Source organism: Ruegeria sp. G7 (genome assembly GCF_056535465.1).
Window position 1 is genome coordinate 1,803,440 of sequence record NZ_JBQFIL010000001.1, and the last position, 18,101, is coordinate 1,821,540.

General features: G+C 60.1%; 12 protein-coding genes. 9 read left to right on the top strand and 3 right to left on the bottom strand.

Annotated features, from left to right (window positions below):
* Window positions 1-53: 53 nt before the first annotated feature.
* Complete coding sequence (locus ACR3EN_RS09125) at window positions 54-1,322, bottom strand: imelysin family protein (RefSeq protein ID WP_480825248.1); 1,269 nt, start codon at window positions 1,320-1,322, stop codon at window positions 54-56.
* Window positions 1,323-1,543: 221 nt separating this feature from the next.
* On the opposite strand from ACR3EN_RS09125, the gene ACR3EN_RS09130 reads away from it, so the two are divergent.
* The 5 genes from ACR3EN_RS09130 to ACR3EN_RS09150 all read left to right on the top strand — a co-directional run bounded on the left by ACR3EN_RS09130 (window position 1,544) and on the right by ACR3EN_RS09150 (window position 10,346).
* Window positions 1,544-2,077 carry a ZrgA family zinc uptake protein gene (locus ACR3EN_RS09130; protein ID WP_480825246.1) on the top strand — a complete coding sequence of 178 codons (534 nt, stop codon included), beginning with the start codon at window positions 1,544-1,546 and terminating at the stop codon, window positions 2,075-2,077.
* A 189-nt stretch (window positions 2,078-2,266) separates the two neighbouring features.
* Window positions 2,267-3,241 (top strand): LysR family transcriptional regulator, encoded by a 975-nt coding sequence (locus tag ACR3EN_RS09135; protein ID WP_480825243.1) that lies wholly within the window; start codon window positions 2,267-2,269, stop codon window positions 3,239-3,241.
* Between the two features lie 302 nt (window positions 3,242-3,543).
* Complete coding sequence (locus ACR3EN_RS09140) at window positions 3,544-7,167, top strand: beta strand repeat-containing protein (protein WP_480825241.1); 3,624 nt, start codon at window positions 3,544-3,546, stop codon at window positions 7,165-7,167.
* 63 nt (window positions 7,168-7,230) lie between these two features.
* Window positions 7,231-8,979 (top strand): type I secretion system permease/ATPase, encoded by a 1,749-nt coding sequence (locus ACR3EN_RS09145; protein WP_480871182.1) that lies wholly within the window; start codon window positions 7,231-7,233, stop codon window positions 8,977-8,979.
* Window positions 8,976-10,346: an HlyD family type I secretion periplasmic adaptor subunit gene (locus ACR3EN_RS09150; RefSeq protein ID WP_480825237.1), complete on the top strand. Its 1,371-nt coding sequence runs from the start codon at window positions 8,976-8,978 to the stop codon at window positions 10,344-10,346. Before ACR3EN_RS09145 ends, ACR3EN_RS09150 begins: the two co-directional genes overlap by 4 nt.
* Before the next feature lie 36 nt (window positions 10,347-10,382).
* Here ACR3EN_RS09150 and ACR3EN_RS09155 read toward each other — a convergent pair whose 3' ends face one another.
* A complete protein-coding gene (locus ACR3EN_RS09155; protein WP_480825235.1) occupies window positions 10,383-11,693 on the bottom strand; it encodes a GH1 family beta-glucosidase in 1,311 nt (436 codons plus the stop codon).
* Between the two features lies 1 nt (window position 11,694).
* Window positions 11,695-12,726: a LacI family DNA-binding transcriptional regulator gene (locus ACR3EN_RS09160; protein WP_480825233.1), complete on the bottom strand. Its 1,032-nt coding sequence runs from the start codon at window positions 12,724-12,726 to the stop codon at window positions 11,695-11,697.
* 214 nt (window positions 12,727-12,940) lie between these two features.
* Here ACR3EN_RS09160 and ACR3EN_RS09165 point away from each other — a divergent pair, with 214 nt between their 5' ends.
* The 4 genes from ACR3EN_RS09165 to ACR3EN_RS09180 all read left to right on the top strand — a co-directional run bounded on the left by ACR3EN_RS09165 (window position 12,941) and on the right by ACR3EN_RS09180 (window position 18,100).
* On the top strand, window positions 12,941-14,209 hold the full coding sequence (locus ACR3EN_RS09165) for an ABC transporter substrate-binding protein (protein ID WP_480825231.1): 1,269 nt from the start codon (window positions 12,941-12,943) through the stop codon (window positions 14,207-14,209).
* A gap of 66 nt (window positions 14,210-14,275) precedes the next feature.
* A complete protein-coding gene (locus ACR3EN_RS09170; RefSeq protein ID WP_480825229.1) occupies window positions 14,276-15,283 on the top strand; it encodes a carbohydrate ABC transporter permease in 1,008 nt (335 codons plus the stop codon).
* Window positions 15,284-15,292: 9 nt separating this feature from the next.
* Entirely contained in the window at window positions 15,293-16,441 is a 1,149-nt protein-coding gene (locus ACR3EN_RS09175) for a carbohydrate ABC transporter permease (RefSeq protein WP_480825227.1), read from the top strand.
* Between the two features lie 9 nt (window positions 16,442-16,450).
* Window positions 16,451-18,100 carry an alpha-glucosidase gene (locus ACR3EN_RS09180; protein WP_480825225.1) on the top strand — a complete coding sequence of 550 codons (1,650 nt, stop codon included), beginning with the start codon at window positions 16,451-16,453 and terminating at the stop codon, window positions 18,098-18,100.
* Window position 18,101: the final 1 nt, after the last annotated feature.

Genomic DNA, 18,101 nt, shown 5'->3' on the forward strand with positions numbered 1-18,101 from the left:
TACCACGTGACTCGATGCCGGGCGCGTCTGCGAAACGCGCCCGGCCTGAGCGTTTAGTGGAATACCGCATCCGGGTTATCGAGGCTGTCGGAGCCTTCGAAATCGATCTGGTCCAGTTCCAGCCGGGTCACGATGCGTTCGATCGTTTTGGTCTGATCGATCAGGCTGTTGACACCTCCCATGATCAGCGCCTCGCCACCCGCATTGCCGCGTTCCAGCATCTGGTCATAGGCGAAACCTGCCTCGGCAGTTGATTTGATACGACCCAGCGCCCGCATGGTGTTGGCCAGCTTGGCCTTCATCTCGATATCCAGCGCCGGGTCAGTGGCGGTCACCAGATCCGACAGCGACGCGCCCGAGACCGGCGTGCCATCGATGCGGGTGTAGCTGCCCAGATAGACGTTCTGGATACCCAGTCCATCATAGTAGTGGCTGTTGTGGGTATTGTCGGCAAAGCAATCATGCTCTTCCTCGGGGTCGTTCAGCATCAGGCCAAGGCGCATACGCTCACCAGCCTGTTCGCCATAGGACAAAGAGCCCATACCGGTGAGGATGGCGCTGACACCGGCGGTCTCGTCGGCCGACAGGGCCGCGCGGGCGGCGCCCCCTGTGGCCCATTGGGCTGTCATCCATTCCAGATCCTGGATCAGCAGATCGGTGACGGCACTCAGATACTGTGCACGGCGGTCACAGTTCCCATTCGAGCACGCGTCGCCCTGAACATAGTCGGTATACGGGCGATTGCCTGCGCCGGGGCCGTGGCCATTGAGGTCCTGACCCCACAGAAGGAATTCGATGGCGTGATAACCGGTGGCTACGTTTGCTTCGATCCCGTCCGCCTCGTGCAGCGTCTCGGACAGCAGTTCGGGTGTGATCGCAGAGGCGTCGATGGTTTCGCCCGACAACTCGAAGCTGGGGTTGGCGATGACGTTCAGCACGGCAAGCTCGTTCTCGTCGCTCGGGCCGCCGTAGGATGCGTCCACATAATCGATTAGGCCTTCATCCAGCGGCCAAGCGTTTACCTTGCCTTCCCAGTCATCCACGATGGCGTTGCCAAAGCGATAAACCTCGGTCTGCTGATAGGGCACGCGGGCGGCGACCCAGGCAGCGCGGGCGGCGTTCAGCGTGGCATCTGACGGAGCGGCGATCAAAGCGTTCACTGCAGTTTGCAGGGTTCTGGCGGCGATCAGGCTGTCTTCGTATTTGGCTTCGGCGATGTTTGCATAGGTGCTTAGCACATCGGTCTTAGAGGGCGCTTCGGCGACGGCGGTGCTGGCAAGGCACAAGGTCAGTGCGCTGGTCGCGGCGAGGAATTTGGTCATGGGGTTTGGTCTTTCTCAAAAATCGGCTTTTCGCCTCGCAGGGTGGCGAAACGTGTAGGAAGATTCTTGATAGAATTAGTCAACAAAGTCAACCTGAGTTTTTTTGTCGGAAAACAGCACCGAAACTGCCCCGCCATAAATGGTGGGTTCAGATAATCGTCTCACAGTTGCACGGTGCCGCAAATTTACTAGAATACACTGTGTTCTGAGTGGTGATTGGTATGACTCGCGCGGCTGTCGTCTTGTTTTTTTCTTGTATCGCGCTGATGTCTCAGGCGGCTCATTCATCCAGTGCCAACCGGAATGATGGTGGACGTCTGGACCTGACGTTTTCAGAAACCGGGATCACACTGGCGCTGGACGTGCCGGGCAGCGATATCGTGGGATTTGAGGAACCGGCCGATAGCGACAAGGATCGGGCGCGTGTCGCGGATGCGATTTCGGATCTTGCAGATCCTTTGACCTTGTTTGAGTTCCCGCCAGAGGCAGGATGCATGACTGCTTCGGCCAATGTTGCATTGGTGGGCGATGCGTTTGGTCAGGAGGAAAGCGCGGGTCAGGCTGCATCGAATAACAATGCGTTCAATGCCGATTACGTTTTGCAATGCGAAGACATCGCGGCGGTTGAGACGATTCGGTTTGCCTATTTCGAACGTTTCGCCGACGCAAGGCTGCTGGCGGTTCGACTATCCTCGAGCCGCGGTAGTCAGGATGTGTTGGTGCGCCGCGAAACGCCGGTGCTTGTGTTGCCATAGGCGATCGTGGCTGAATACGGGTGAGGGGACACGAAACCTCACGAATCCGACAACATGGCAAAAGACGATTGCCTGTCGCGCGCCGGGCGGGCAGGCTTCGAGGGCACACCTGACGGCAGGTGCCGTTGCCCTTTCGCATGGCGCGCTATGGTGCTCGCATGTGCAGAAAGCTGATTTGAGCCTCGAGACATGAACCTTCGCGATCTACACTATGTCATTGCCGTGGCAGAGCATCAGAACTTCACACGAGCATCGCAGGCGGTGGCGGTCAGTCAGCCGGCGCTGTCGAACCAGATCAAAAAGCTTGAGGCAGAGCTTGGGGTTGCGATCTTTGATCGGGGCAAGGACGGTGTTCAGCTGACGCCCTTCGGTCAGGAGCTTGTGACCCAAGCCAAACAGGTGATCGAGATTGTCGATGGGATCGGCGATCTTGCACGTCGCCATCAGACGTCCGAACTGCCACCGATACGCCTTGGCATGACACCAACACTGGCAGCCTACCTGTCCCACTACTTTCGGGCGCTGTTTGCGCAGGCGGTTCCCGATCGCAAGATCATCATCGTCGAGGAATATCCCGTCGCGCTGGCCAAGATGGTCGAGGACCGCTCGGTCGACATGGCGTTTATTGCGCGCAAAAGCTTTGATCAGATTTACCGGGGCTCGACCCGCCCGATGGATTTCACGTCGCTCTGGTTAGAGCCGCTGTATCTGGGGGTTCGAAAAGGTCATCCGCTGAGTAGCAAACGCAGCATCTGGGCGCATGAAGTTCCCGCAGATCAGCTGATCCGGTTCCCGATATCCTTCGGTTATGATCTGGAACAAGACTTGCCAGAGGCCTCGGATACCGTGGCTGAAGAAACCGGGATTGACGTGACGACCGCCCGGTTCGAAACGGTCTGCCGGTATGTGGCGCAAAGCGATGCCTGCACCATGGTCAATGCCATCGCCGCGGAGCAGTTCAAACGCGACGGGTTTGGACTGACTTTTCTGCCGTTCGATGACAAGGGCAATATGCGCGAATTGGGGGCCCTGACACGACCCCAATATCCCAATCCTGAGATTATCGAGGCGATGAGCAGGCAAATCCATCTTGATCCGCCGCATGGCACTGTTGCGTCGCGCAACGCGAATCTGGTCAAACGACCCATCCCGTCCAACAGCTGATGCGTCCCGCGCGGCTGATCGGATATGGAAATCACCGCTGCCGAACATCACATAGCCCAACTAATTCGTGAATTCATGTCACCGAATAAATGCGCGGTGACAGTCTTTGAGATCTAAGTATCTGACAAAAATGCACTAAATTTCTGACGACCTCGCAGGTTATGTGACTATTTGCGAAGGTTATATGCCCCATTCAAAGGAAGAATTTCAAAAGCTTATGGCGACCCGCAACTGATGAGACAGCGGACAAACGGCCCCGGGTTTGATGTCCGTCCGATTTGAACTCATCAGGGAGATTCCCAATGCTTTCCGACTTTCTCGCATCCCTGCGCGCCAGATTGCTGACGACCTCGTCACTGGCCCAGGAAACGGTCCGTGACGGGCAGACACTGTCCAACGGCTTTTTTCAGAACACCGTGGTCGACAACACCCCGGCCTTTGTTCTGGACAATGATTTCGCGCGCCTTCTGAACTTTGGCCAGATCACCACCAACAACGCCGTGGCGGCCGTTTCGGTCGAAGGTGAAAACGCGCAGGTCTTCAACTTCCGCTCAGGCAGCATCGAGGCGAACTCGGGCCCCGACGCGCTGGCCACCGGCATTCAGGTCACCGGCAGCGCCGACATTCGCAACTTTGGCGAGATCGCGGGTGAGTTTAACGGCGTTCAGTTTGCGGGCGCAGGCAGCTCGGGCACTCTGGACAACTTCCGGGGCGGCGTGATTTCCTCGGACAGCCGCGCAGTTGATATTCAGGGCGAAGGTGTCAGCGTTCGCAACTTTGGCGACATCATCGGCACTGGCGATCAGCGCAACGGCACGATCTACACCAACTCGACCGCCGAAGACGTCACCATTTCGAACTTTACCGGTGGCACCATCGACGCGGGCGCAGAAAACTTCGGCGCGGGCGTGTCATTCCAGGTCGGTGATGAGGTTGGTGACCGCGTGTCCAATACCTTGTTCAACGGATTTGGCGCGACCATTCAGGGTCGTGGTCAGGAAGCGTCGAACACGCCCGGCGCCGGTGACGGTATCCGCATCAACAATGGTGCCGAAGGTACAATCTCGGAAACCGACATTGTCAACAGCGGCCTGATTTCGTCCGACAGCGATCAGGGCACCGCAGGTGGTATCCGCATCGCCGACGGCGCAGCAGCTGAGGGCCGTATCCTGAACACCTCGACCGGTGTGATCGAAGGTGTGCGCAATGGTCTGTATATCGGTGAGGCCGAGCATGATCTGGACGTGCTGAACTTTGGCACCATCCAGTCGGGCAGCCGCGCGGTGAACATCGACGGCACCGGAGTTGATCTGACCAACGGTGGTACCATTCTGGGCACCGATGATCAGCGCAACGGCACGGTTTATGCCGATGGCACGGCGGATGACTTCTCGGTCCGCAATCTGGCCAATGGTCTGATCGATGCGGGCGACGGCAATCAGGGTTCGGGCGTTGGTGCCGAAATCGGCGGGGCCGAAGACGGTGCAAACACCTTCACGCTGGAAAATGACGGTATCATCATCGGTCGTGGCAATGCTGCCGCCAATGTTGGTCTGGCTGGTGACGGTGTGCGCGTCGGCAATGTCGGCAACTCGGGCACAACCGATGCCACCATCACCAACACTGGAACCATCCTGTCGGAAGGCGCAAACGGTACTGTCGCCGGTGTGCGCGTCGTCAACGATGTGAACTTCAGGGGTACGCTGACCAACTCGGGCCTGATTGCAGGGGTGCAGAACGGTGTCTACTTCGGCACGGGTGATCACTCGGGCGGGTCGTTCCTGAACACGGGCATCGTGACCTCGGACAGCCGCGCGCTGAACATTGACGGCTTTGGTCTGGATGTGCGCAACGAAGGTGATATTCTGGGCACAGGCGACCAGCGTAACGGGACTGTCTACGCTGACGGAACAGCCGATAACTATACCTTCACCAACACCGGTCTCGTGGATGCGGGCTTTGACTACAGAGGCTCGGCTGTGTCGCTGCAAACCGGCGATGTGGATGGGGACGTGGTTTCGGCTGCGATCTTCAACGAAGGCACCTTCCAGGGTCGCGGCGACGCAACCGAAGGCAATCAGGTTGGCGACGGCCTGCGCCTGTTCAGCAATGTCGAAGACGCAAGCTTTGCCGGTCTGGTGCAGAACAGCGGCTTGATCGCAGGGTCTGAAGACAGCGACGCTGCAGCCGGTATCCGCATCGATGGCGGGCTCGAGCTTTTGGGTGCCATCATCAACGAAGGTGAAATCCGCGGTCAGATCAACGCGATCGACGCGACCGAGGCAGGCTCAGTGACATTCGTTAACGATGACGAAGGTGTAGTAAATGGTAACGTGTTGCTGGGTGCCGGAGACGACATCGTTGTAGACCTCGGTCAGATCAATGGTGTCGTCGACGGCGGAGCTGGTGATGACGTTCTGATCACTGGTAACGGTGACAACGTGATCGTCGGCGGCCTCGGAAACGACTTCATCGAGGGTGGCGAAGGCTTTGACACAGCCGATTTCTCGGATCTGGATGTGTCTGTCGAAGTCAGCCTGGATGCCAATGGCAACGGTACGGCTGTCCGTGACACCGGGTTCAACGTCAGCGTTGTGAACCAGGCCGTGACGGCACCTGGCCAGTTCGGCTCGGCCATTGCGGATGGAGCGGCGTTTGTAGAACAGGCTGCAGCCAACAACCTGTACTACAACATCCACACAGCAGACTTCCCAGGTGGTGAGATCCGCGGCCAACTGCTGGTCGATAGCGATGTCACCGTGGACGGTATCCGTACCATCACGCTGAGTGGTCCGCTGGATGCGGCGCAAGAGCCTGGACCGTTGTCCGACAGTGAGGCGACCGGTTTTGCCACGGCTGTTGTTGTTCAGAACCTGGAAACCGGTGAGGTCACCTATTCCAGCGAACTGAGCGTCACCGGTCTGAACGAAGCCGATCTGCTGACCCCGATCCCGGGTGTTGTCTCGGCCATCCACCTGCACAACGCACCTGCTGGTCAGAATGGCCCGGTGGTTCAGGACACGCTGGTCGATGCAGGCGCGACGCTGGATGTGGACGCCGTGGGCGGCACCGGAGTTGTTGGGCTGGACGTCATCGACAACCAGATCGAGACCGACATCCTCAGCTCGATCGAGCGGGTTGTGGGCTCGGGTGACAGCGACACCATCGATGTGTCGGGCTTCAACGGTGTCACCGTTGATCTGGACCTCAGCGGTCCGGCCCCGAACCCGGCTGGCAATGGCGACGAAGGTCCGCAGGACGGTGCAATCATCCAGAACGGGGTGATCGTTGCAGAAGTCGATGACTTTGAAAACGTCATCGGCACCAGCGGAAATGACCTGCTGCTTGGCAACAACGAGTTCAATGTACTCGACGGCGGTGCCGGAAACGATGCGATCCACTCGTTCGGTGGGGCCGACATCATCATCGGTGGTGAAGGCATCGATACCGCGCTGTTCACTGCAGGCCCGGGCGTTGTTCTGGACCTTGATGAGGATGGCAACGGTGTTGCCCAGGTCAACGCGCCGGATGGTGCCACCCTGGATCAGGTCTTCGGTTTCGAGAACATCAGCGGCTCGAACAACGCAGGTAGCCCGAATGGTGGTGACGACATCCTGTCCGGCAACTCGGGGTCGAACACCCTGAGCGGTCAGGCGGGTGACGATGTGCTGAACGGTGAGGGTGGCGATGACATCCTGATCGGTGGCGCAGGCAACGACACCTTCGTGTTCGAGGGCGACTTCGGCAACGACGTCATTCAGGACTTCCAGGCTGGCTTCGACCAGTTGGCATTCGGTGACTTCGAAGGCCCGCTGAACGTCAGCCAGGATGGGGCCGACGTGGTTCTGTCCTTCTCCTCGGACAACTCGGTCCGTTTGGCGGGCGTCAATGCCAGCGACCTGACAGACGACGACTTCGTCGCTTGATCAAAAGACCAAGGGGTGGCGGCGCAGGTCGCCACCCATTCACCCTGAAAAGAGATCACCGTCATGTTTCAGAAAAAATCATCCGTCAAAACAGCCTGGGCCTCGCTACGAGGTGGCTTTTTCGCAATCGGCTTTTTCAGCCTTGTTCTCAACCTTCTCATGCTCGCCGGTCCGCTTTACATGCTGCAGGTCTATGACCGCGTATTGACCAGTCAGAACATGGACACCCTGATCGCCCTGACCTTGCTGCTGGGTGGCGTGTTCCTTGTCACCGGCCTGCTGGACCTGATGCGGGTGCGCATCCTGAACCGGCTGGGTGCGCGGTTCGAACTGAAGATCGGCGCGCCGCTGTTGCAGGCCTCGATCCGTCGCCGCCTGCAGGGTAAATCCGCAGCCGGGGATAACCCGGCCGCAGACATCACCGGTCTGCGCGACTTCATCTCGGGGCCCACGCTGATTGCGTTCTTCGATGCGCCGTGGATTCCGATCTACCTGGCGGTGCTTTACATGCTGCACCCCTATCTGGGCGCGCTTGGCCTTGCCGGAGCGCTGACCCTCACAATTCTGGCCCTGATCAACAATTCGCGCGCCGCCGGCGTCATGCAGGACGCATCCCGCGCGCGCAGCAGGTCCGACGCTTTGTTCACCACAAGTGAGCAGAATGCAGAGCTTGTCCACGCCATGGGCATGAATGGTGATCTCGCCCGTCGCTGGACAGCTCTGCAACAGGATGCCCATGCGCTGAAGACCCGCGTGGCCGACCGCATCGCCAGTTTCTCGGTTCTGTCCAAGACGATCCGTATGGCACTGCAATCGGGCATGCTGGGTCTGGGCGCGGCGCTGGCTATCACTGGACAGGCCACCGCCGGTGTTATGATCGCGGCAACCATCGTGCTGGCCCGCGCGCTGGCCCCGATCGACCAATTGATCGGCCAATGGCGCGGTTTTCTGGCGGCGCGCGGGTCTTACAAAAACCTGCGGGCGTTGGACGAGGCATTCCCCGCGCAACCCAAGCGCCTGCGCCTGCCGCGTCCGCAGTTTTCGATCAATACCGTGATCGCTCAGGCTGGTCCGCCGTTGGCGCGCAATGCAACGATCAGCGATATCGAGTTCGCGTTATCGGCTGGTGACGTCATGGCCGTCATCGGTCACAGCGGTTCGGGCAAAAGCACGCTGGCGCGGATGCTTGCCGGCATCTGGACGCCCCAGCGCGGCGCGATCCGGCTGGACGGGACGCCGATGGCGAAATGGGACCCGGAAGAACTCGGCCAAATGGTTGGCTATCTGCCGCAGGACGTGCAGCTGTTCGACGGCACCATTCGCGAGAACATTGCCCGTTTTGCGACCTCGGTCGATGACGCCAAGGTGTTCGAAGCTGCCGTTGCAGCCGATGTGCATGGCCTGATCAGCAACCTGCCTGATGGCTATGACACCCAGTTGGGCGATGGGTTCCACCTGTCCGGGGGCCAGCGTCAGCGTATCGCCCTGGCGCGTGCGTTGTATGGCGACCCGTTCATTCTGGTGCTGGACGAACCGAACTCGGACCTTGATGCGCAAGGAGAGCTTGCCCTGCGCAACGCCATCCGTGCAGCCAGCGCGCGCGGGGCGATCACCTTTGTGATGACCCACCGCCCCAGCACGCTGGAAGCGGTGAACAAGGTCCTGACGCTGAGCAAAGGGACGCAGACCGGTTTTGGGAACAAAGACGATATCCTGCGTCCGCGGCAGCAGACCGGCCTGCCGCCGCAGGCCCCCCCTCAGATCGCGGCGCATGACGCGCAGCAGCCCGCACAGAAAGGAGCAGCCCAATGACACCTGCAGTTTACAACAGCCCCGATCAAGGTCTTCTGCGCCTTGAGGACTATAACAGGGTCGAACAGAAGGCCCCCGGTGCAGGTATCAAGGGTTTTGTGATCCTTGGTCTTCTGATCGTGGCGGGATTTGTCGGAGGCTCGGTCTACTGGGCGGCGGCGTCGAAACTGGACGGCGCGGTTGTCGCCCCGGCCTCATTCGTGGTCGAGGGCAACCGCAAGACGGTCGAACATCTGGACGGCGGCATCGTGCGTACCATTCTGGTCGCCAATGGTGATCTGGTTGAGGCGGGGCAGACGCTGGTCGAACTAGACAGCACCGATCTGGACGTCAATCTGGACGTGATCAAAAGCCAACTGGGCGAGCTGACGGTCCGTCGCGCCCGTCTGGTGGCGCAGATCCGTGACGAAGGCCGGTTCGAACGCGCGGATGTCGATCAGATGATGCGTGTCGAAATGGATCGTGGTGACTGGCAAGACGCATTCCTGACCCAAAAGCTTTTGTTCGACGCAGAACGGCGCACCCGCGCGGCGGAACAGAATCTGCTGAACCAGCAGATCGCCAACCTGCAGGACCAGATCACCGGGCTGCAAGCGCAGCGTCAGGCCAACTCCCGCCAGATGGACATCACCCGCGAAGAGTTGGGCAATCTGGAGACCCTGCAGGCCAAAGGTCTGGTCGCCGCCAACCGCGTCAACGGCCGCCGGGTTGAGGTCGAGCGTCTGATTGGGGTCGAGGCCTCATTGACCACGCAAGAGGCGCAGGCCCGCAACCAGATCAGCGAACTGCAACTGGCCAGCATCGGCCAGCAGACCCAGCGCGCCGAGGCGGTTTCGACCGAGCTGGCGCAGGTCGAGGCGCTGCTGGCCACGCTTGAGCCGCAGTATGTCGGCGCTGCCGAGCGGCGCAAACGCGTTGCGGTGACGGCTCCGGTCAGCGGACGGGTCGTCGGCCTGACGGTGTTTACCTCGGGTGGCGTTGTGCGTCCGGGCGAGCCCATTATGGACATTGTTCCAGCCGATCAACCTTTGATCGTCGAAGCGCGGGTGAACACCGCCGATATCGAAAAGCTGTTCGTCGGCCAATCCACCCGCGTGCGCCTGTCGGCCTTCGATCAGGGTGAGGTGCCCGAGGCGACCGGAAAGATCACCGATATCTCGGCCGACAGTCTTGAGGATGACCGCACCGGGCAGCCTTATTACCTGGCGCAAATCAAGCTGGATGAGGCGCAGCCCGAACAGGTCGCCTCGTTGGATCTGGTGCCGGGCATGCCTGCGGACCTGTTTGTGAATACAGGCGAGCGTACCGCTCTCAGCTATCTGGCACAGCCCTTGCGCGACCGGCTGGCGCGCACCTTCATCGAGTGACTTTTGTGGCCGCCGGCATTTGCGTCGGCGGCTACGCTAACTGAGCGACAGGGCTTGTTGCAGCGCGTGGTAAGATGCCTTGGGCGTGCGCTGCAGCGTGTCGAAATCCACATCGACCAGCCCGAAACGCTTTTCATATCCCAGCGCCCATTCGTAATTGTCCAGCAGTGACCAGACGAAATATCCTTTGACCGGTACGCCCGCATCCAGCGCCGCTCGGACCTCGGCCAGATGCTGATCCAGATAGTCGATGCGGTCCTGATCCTGCCTCCGCTCCGGGCTCGCCATGCCGTTCTCAGTGACGTAAATCGGCAGATCACTGGTGTAGTCTTTTGCGGTGCGGATCAGGAAGCGCGAAAGCGCAGCGGCGTCGATCTCCCATCCCATCTGGGTTTTGGGCAGGGGGCCCGGCACTTCTGTCAACGACGGCCACGGGCTGTCTGCAGGCGCGATCAGCTTGCGGGTGTAGTAGTTCAGCCCGCACCAGTCGACAGGCGTCCCGATCACGTCGAAATCATCCTGCCAGCCTGCGGGCAGATGGGGCGCCAGACCCTCAAGAACATTCTCGGGGTAGGATTTGTTGAACACGCCGCCCAGAAAGAACCGATTGTATATCCCGTCATAAAGCGCCGCCGCGGTCCGGGCCGCGTCGCTGTCATCCGCCGGTTCAGCCCATTCCAGATTGAACACGGCGCCCAGATTGGACATGCCCAGCCCCCGCATCACCTGAATGGCGCGACCATGGGCCAGCAGCACGTGATGCATCGCGCGGGCGGTCGCGCGGACGTCGCGCAGGCCGGGGGCGTGGTGACCGTCGAAATGGCTCAGCCAGCTGACACACCAAGGTTCATTGATCGGCGCAACACTGTGCATCCGGTCGCCGATACGCCCCATGATGACCTGTGTAAAGTCTGCAAACCATCCCGCGATATCGGGGTTACGCCAACCGCCAAGATCGGCCAGCGGCGAGGGTAGCTCCCAATGATACAGCGTGGCACAAGGCTTGATGCCACGTTCCAGCAGCGCGTCCGTCAGTCGGTCATAGAAATCCAACCCTTCCGGGTTCGCTTGTCCGCGCCCTTCAGGCAGAACCCGCGCCCAGCTGGTCGAGAAGCGGTAGCAATCGAAACCTGCATCCCGGATCAGGTCAAAATCCTCTTCGAACCGGTTGTAGTGGTCGCAGGCCACATCCCCGTTCTCAGCCTGTGCAACATTACCCGGTGTGGCGGCGAAACTGTCCCAGTGGGTCACCCCTGCGCCACCCTGCGCATGCCCTTCGATCTGATAGGCCGAGGTCGCAACACCAAACAGGAAGTCTGGCGGAAAATCTGCGCGTTTGTGTTTCATATCAAGACCTTTGTGGTGCCGGGCCCGTTGAACTGCCGACAACCAACTCGGCTTCTAATAGGCATGTTTTAGGAGGGGCGTTCGGGACGTTGATGCGTTCGATCAGCATTTCTGCGGCCAGTTCTCCGGCATGGCGCACGGACGAGCGTGTCGCCGTGAAAATGGGCACATCCCTGCCATTGCGCATGTAGGACAAATCATCGTCATGGGCGATAACAGATACATCATGCCCCATCCTCAGGCCGTTCTCTTCCAACGCACGTCGTACGCCAACGGCCGAGATAATGGACGAAGCCAGTATGGCGGTCGGAGGATCATCGCGCCTGAGCATTTCACAGGCGGTCTGATGACCATAAATCTCGGTCATTTCGGCGCTGCGCAGCAGGTCCGCATCTGGCGCAATGCCGGCCTCAGCCAGAGCAGCCATATAGCCGTTTCTGCGGCGCTGGGCGAAATCCATTTCTTCCAGACCGTTGATCAGTGCGATGCGCCGATGCCCAAGGTCAATCAGGAACCGGGTCGCGCGTTCGAAAGATCGCTGGTTGTTCACATCGATCCAGTCATAGGGCATATCGGCCCCGGTCGATCTGCCATGAACAATGAACGGCACGCCCATCTGCGACAGAACCGCGATCCGGGGCTCATTCACTTTGGGCCCCTGCAACACCACGCCATCGACCACGCCACGATTGAACAGACTGCGATATGAGGCTTCGATCGATGTGTCAGGCGCGTGTGTGAACATCATGTCATAGTTGTTTTCAGCGTATTTCTGGGCCGCGCCAGCAACAAAATCCCCGAAGATAGGGTTGACCATCTCGTGTTGCGAAGAGGTTGGAATCACATGGCCAATCACCATAGAGCGCCCTGTTGCCAGCCCCTTGGCGCGGCTGTTGGGGCGGTATCCGTGCTTGTCGGCGGCGGCCTGAACCCGAATGCGCGTATCCTCTTTCACCTCCGGGTAGCCGTTCAATGCACGACTGACTGTCGTCTGCGAAAGACCGAGGATTTCCGATAGTTGCTTTAGGTTCATATTCTCAAAGCGCCTTCAAATTTGGGCTGATAGAGTTGTGTTGTGAATCTCTTCCGTCGTCAACCTGTTTCGTCACGGCGTGCGTATTGCGCCTGAAAATTGATAAAGAGCTAACGAAATGTTGACAGGGCACAAATGTTAGCGGATAAACCTGATTGTCCAAAGCGCTTTGAAAAAGAATCTCGACGCGCGGAACACAGTGGGAGGAAAATTCATGAAACACTCGCTTTACGCAGGCGCGGCCACGTTCGCCCTGATGGCGGGCGCGGCGCAGGCCGACAAGGTGACCGTGTTCGGGCCCTGGCTTGGGCCGGACCAGGAAAATGTCGAAAAGGTTCTGGATGGCTTCGCCGCCGCGACGGGTCATGAATATGCCTATGTCGGCTCGGACAGTTTCGAGCAGCAGATCAGAATCGATGCCGAGGCCGGATCGGCCCCGAACGTCGCCGTCTTCCCGCAGCCCGGTCTGGCGGCGGATATGGCCAAGTCGGGCTTTCTGACCCCGCTGGGTGACGGCACCGCCGATTGGATTCGCGACAACTATGCCGCCGGTCAGTCCTGGGTCGATCTGGGCACCTATGCCGGGCCGGACGGGGCGGACCACCTGTACGGGTTCTTCTACAAGGTCGATGTGAAGTCGCTGGTCTGGTACGTGCCCGAGAATTTTGAGGACGCAGGCTATGAGGTCCCGACGACGATGGAAGAGCTCAAGGCGCTGACCGACCAGATCGTCGCTGACGGCGAGACGCCGTGGTGCATCGGTCTGGGGTCCGGCGGCGCGACCGGCTGGCCGGCGACCGACTGGGTCGAGGATATGATGCTACGCACCCAATCGCCCGAGGATTACGATGCCTGGGTCGCCAACGAAATGAAGTTCAACGACCCCAAAGTGATCGAAGCCATCGAGGAATTCGGAGCGTTCGCCCGCAATGACGACTATGTTGCTGGCGGCGCGGGCGCGGTGGCGACCACTGATTTCCGCGACAGCCCCAAGGGCATGTTCAGCTCCCCCCCGCAATGCTATCTGCATCGTCAGGCCTCGTTCATTCCGGCCTTCTTCCCCGAAGGCACCATTGTGGGTGAGGATGTCGATTTCTTCTACTTCCCGGCCTATGAAGGCAAGGATCTGGGTAGCCCGGTTCTGGGGGCCGGGACGCTCTGGGCGATCACCAATGACAGCCCCGCGGCGCATGATCTGATTACCTATCTGCAAACGCCCGAAGCGCATGAGATATGGATGCAGCTGACCGGCTTCCTGACCCCGCATAAGGGCGTCGACACGTCGCTGTTCTCGGATCCCACGCTGGCGAAGATGAACGACATCCTGCTGGGCGCGACCACCTTCCGGTTTGACGGGTCCGACCTGATGCCGGGCGGTGTGGGTGCGGGCACCTTCTGGACCGGCATGGTCGACTACGCCGGCGGCAAGCCCGCGCAAGAGGTGGCCGACGAAATCCAATCCTCCTGGGATGCGCTGGACTAAGCGCGTCTGACAGCGGGCGGTCTGCGCGTCAGGCCGCCCAATCCCCCTTTCGCAACGGAGAGCGTCATGCATCCGGCACTTCAGGGCCTGCTGACCATCGCCATCGGCGTGTCGGGCTGTGTGGGCTATTTCTACCTGTCGAACCAGTTTCTCGACAAGATTCTGTTGCCGGCGCGCGGGCCGAATGCAGGTCGCAATATCAACCGCGCCAACATGATCCGGCCCTGGCTGTTCCTGTTTCCCGCGCTGCTGGCGCTGGGTCTCTATCTGGCCTACCCGGTGGTCGAGACGCTGCGCCTGTCGCTGACCGATCGCATCCCCGGCGGCGGCTACGAATGGGTCGGGCTGGACAATTATCGCCAGATGGCCGCCGAGCCGAAATTCTGGGAGGCCATGCGCAACAACATGCTGTGGTTGATCGTGGTCCCGGCGATGTCGACCGCGTTCGGGCTGCTGGTGGCGCAGCTGACGGATCGTATCCGCTGGGGCAACGTGGCCAAGGCGCTGATCTTCATGCCGATGGCGATCTCATTCGTGGGGGCTTCGGTGATCTGGAAGCTGGTCTATGACACACGGCCTGCGGAACAGGATCAGATCGGCATCCTGAACGCGCTTTACATCTTCTTTGGCGGGACCGAGCCGCAGACATGGCTGACCATCCCGTTCTGGAACAGCTTTTTTCTGATGATCGTTCTGGTCTGGATTCAGACCGGCTTTGCCATGGTGATCCTGTCGGCTGCGCTGCGTGGCATCCCCGAGGAAACCATCGAGGCCGCCATTCTGGACGGTGCCAACCCGTTCCAGATTTTTTTCAAGATCAAGGTGCCGCAGATCAAGACCACGATTCTGGTGGTGTGGACGACGATCACCATCACCGTGCTCAAGGTCTTTGACATCGTATTCGCCATGACCAACGGGCAATGGGAAACACAGGTTCTGGCCAATTATATGTTCGACAAGCTGTTCCGCGCCAATGACTGGGGCGTGGGATCGGCTTCGGCCATGGTGATCATGCTGCTGGTGACGCCGATCCTTGTCTGGAACGTGCGCAATGCGCGCAAGGAAATGGAATAGGGGGTGGGCATGAACGATATTGCAGGAACCAAACCGGCCCTCAGATGGGTGGTCCATGCCTCGGTCCTGTTTCTGGTGGTGCTGTGGGTGTTTCCGACGCTGGGTTTGCTGATCTCATCCTTCCGGACGGCGGATCAGATCGCGACCAGCGGCTGGTGGCGGTCGCTGTTCCCGTCCGAGCAGAACCTGACCCTGCGCAGCGCCGCACCCGAGACGCAGGTGCTGGAGAACGGGCTCTATGTGATCGAGGGCAATCTGTTTGATGCAGGTGTCACGGCGAAGATTTCGAAATGGGGCGTCAGTTCCCGCGCGGTCGATGCGTTCACGCCGGGCGAGACCGCCGAGCTGCGCCGGGGTGGCACGATCACCGTCGATGCCGATGGCAATTACCGGATGGAAAACCCCGAGGAATTCTCGGGCAGCCGGGGCGCGCGTGTCTTTGTGACGGCCGAGTTGCCCCCCGAATTCACGCTCGACAACTATCACAAGGTGCTGCTGGCCGAAGACAGCACCGACAGCATGGGCAAGGCCTTTTTCAACACGCTCACTGTGACGATCCCGGCAACGATCATCCCGATCCTTGTCGCCGCCTTTGCGGCCTATGCGCTGGCATGGATGGATTTCCCGGGCCGCGCCCTGCTGATTGCAGCGGTGGTCGGATTGCTGGTTGTTCCCTTGCAACTGGCGCTGATCCCGCTGCTGAAACTTCACCTGAATATCGGGATACCCAAAGGCTATCTGGGCGTCTGGCTGGCGCATACCGGGTTCGGGATGCCGCTGGCGATCTACCTCTTGCGCAACTACATGGCCGGACTGCCGCGCGATCTGATCGAAAACGCCCGGGTCGATGGCGCGACCGAGTTCCAGATCTTCACCAAACTGATCCTGCCGCTCAGCTTCCCGGCGCTGGCCTCGTTTGCGATCTTCCAGTTCCTGTGGACATGGAACGATCTGCTGGTCGCCAAGGTGTTCCTGATCGATGCCACCGGCCAGACCACGGTGATGACCAACCGTATTGTCGAGCTGTTGGGCACCCGTGGCGGCAACTGGGAAATCCTTGCCACGGCAGCGTTTGTCTCGATCGCGGTGCCGCTGGTGGTCTTCTTTGCAATGCAAAAATATCTGGTCCGCGGTCTGCTGGCCGGGTCCGTAAAATAAGGGCGTGTGATGAACGTGCAAACCACAGCATTCAAATCAACCGAAGCAAAGTCGGACTGGTGGCGCGGCGGCGTGATCTATCAGATCTATCCGCGCAGCTTTCAGGACAGCAATGGCGACGGGATCGGAGACCTCAGGGGCATCACCCAGCGGCTGGGCTATATCGCCTCGCTGGGGGTCGATGCGATCTGGATTTCGCCGTTCTTCAAGTCTCCGATGAAGGATTTCGGATATGATGTCAGTGATTACCGCGATGTTGATCCGATGTTCGGCACCATGGCGGATTTCAAGGAATTGCTGGATCAGGCCCATGCGCATGGGCTGAAGGTGATGATCGACCTCGTGCTGTCGCACACATCGGACCAGCACCCGTGGTTCAGCGAAAGCCGCGCCGACCGCGAGAACGCGAAATCCGATTGGTATGTCTGGGCTGATCCCAAACCTGACGGGACGCCGCCGAACAACTGGCTGTCGATCTTTGGCGGCTCGGCCTGGCAATGGGATGCGCGGCGGCTGCAATATTACCTGCACAACTTCCTGACCTCGCAGCCGGACCTGAACTTTCATTGCCCCGACGTGCAGGATGCGTTGCTGGATGTCGCCCGGTTCTGGCTTGATCTGGGGGTCGACGGGTTCCGTCTGGACACGATCAACTTCTATTTCCACGACGCGCAGCTGCGCGACAATCCCGGCCTGCCGATGGATCAGCGCAATGCCTCGATCGCGCCGATGGTGAACCCCTATAACCATCAGGATCACCTGTATTCCAAAAGTCAGCCCGAGAATATCGCCTTCCTCGAACGCCTGCGCGCCCTGACCGACGAATACGAAGGCCGCGCCTGTCTGGGTGAGGTCGGCGATGCGCAGCGCGGGCTTGAGATCATGGGCGAATACACCACCGGCGATAAGCGGATGCATATGTGCTACGCGTTCGAATTCCTTGAAAAGCGCGCGCTGACCGCAGCCTATGCCAAGCAGGTGTTCAATCAGCTTGAGGACAAGGCAGGCGACGCATGGCCCTGCTGGGCTTTCTCGAATCATGACGTGCAGCGCCATGCCTCACGCTGGGGGCTGGATGATGCGGCGATCCGGCAGCACGCGGTTCTGATGATGTGTCTGCGCGGGTCTGCGTGCCTCTATCAGGGTGAGGAACTGGGCCTGCCCGAGGCCGACGTGGCGTTCGAGGATCTGCAGGATCCCTATGGCATCGAATTCTGGCCCGAGTTCAAGGGCCGCGACGGATGCCGCACGCCGATGGTCTGGGCCGCGCAGGACCAACAATCCGGGTTCAGCACAGGCCGTCCGTGGTTGCCGGTCAGCTCGCCTCAGGCCGAGCGGGCGGTGGACCGGCTGGAGCAGGACCCGGCGTCGATGCTGCACCACTACCGCCGCGCCATCGCGCTGCGTCACGCGCATTCGGCGCTGATGTCCGGGGCGCAGTCGGGGATGGCGCAGTCCGGATCGGTGCTGACGTTCATCCGCGAAGATGCAGCGCAACAGGTGTTCTGCGCCTTCAATCTGGGATCAGACCCCGCCGAGGTGACCCTGCCCGGCGGCGACTGGCACGTGATCGGGGAGGAATTGGGCGGCGTTCACGGGGACGGCACGGTCGTGCTGAACGCCGCTCAATTCTGTTTGCTGGCCCGGGAAAAGAGGTAAA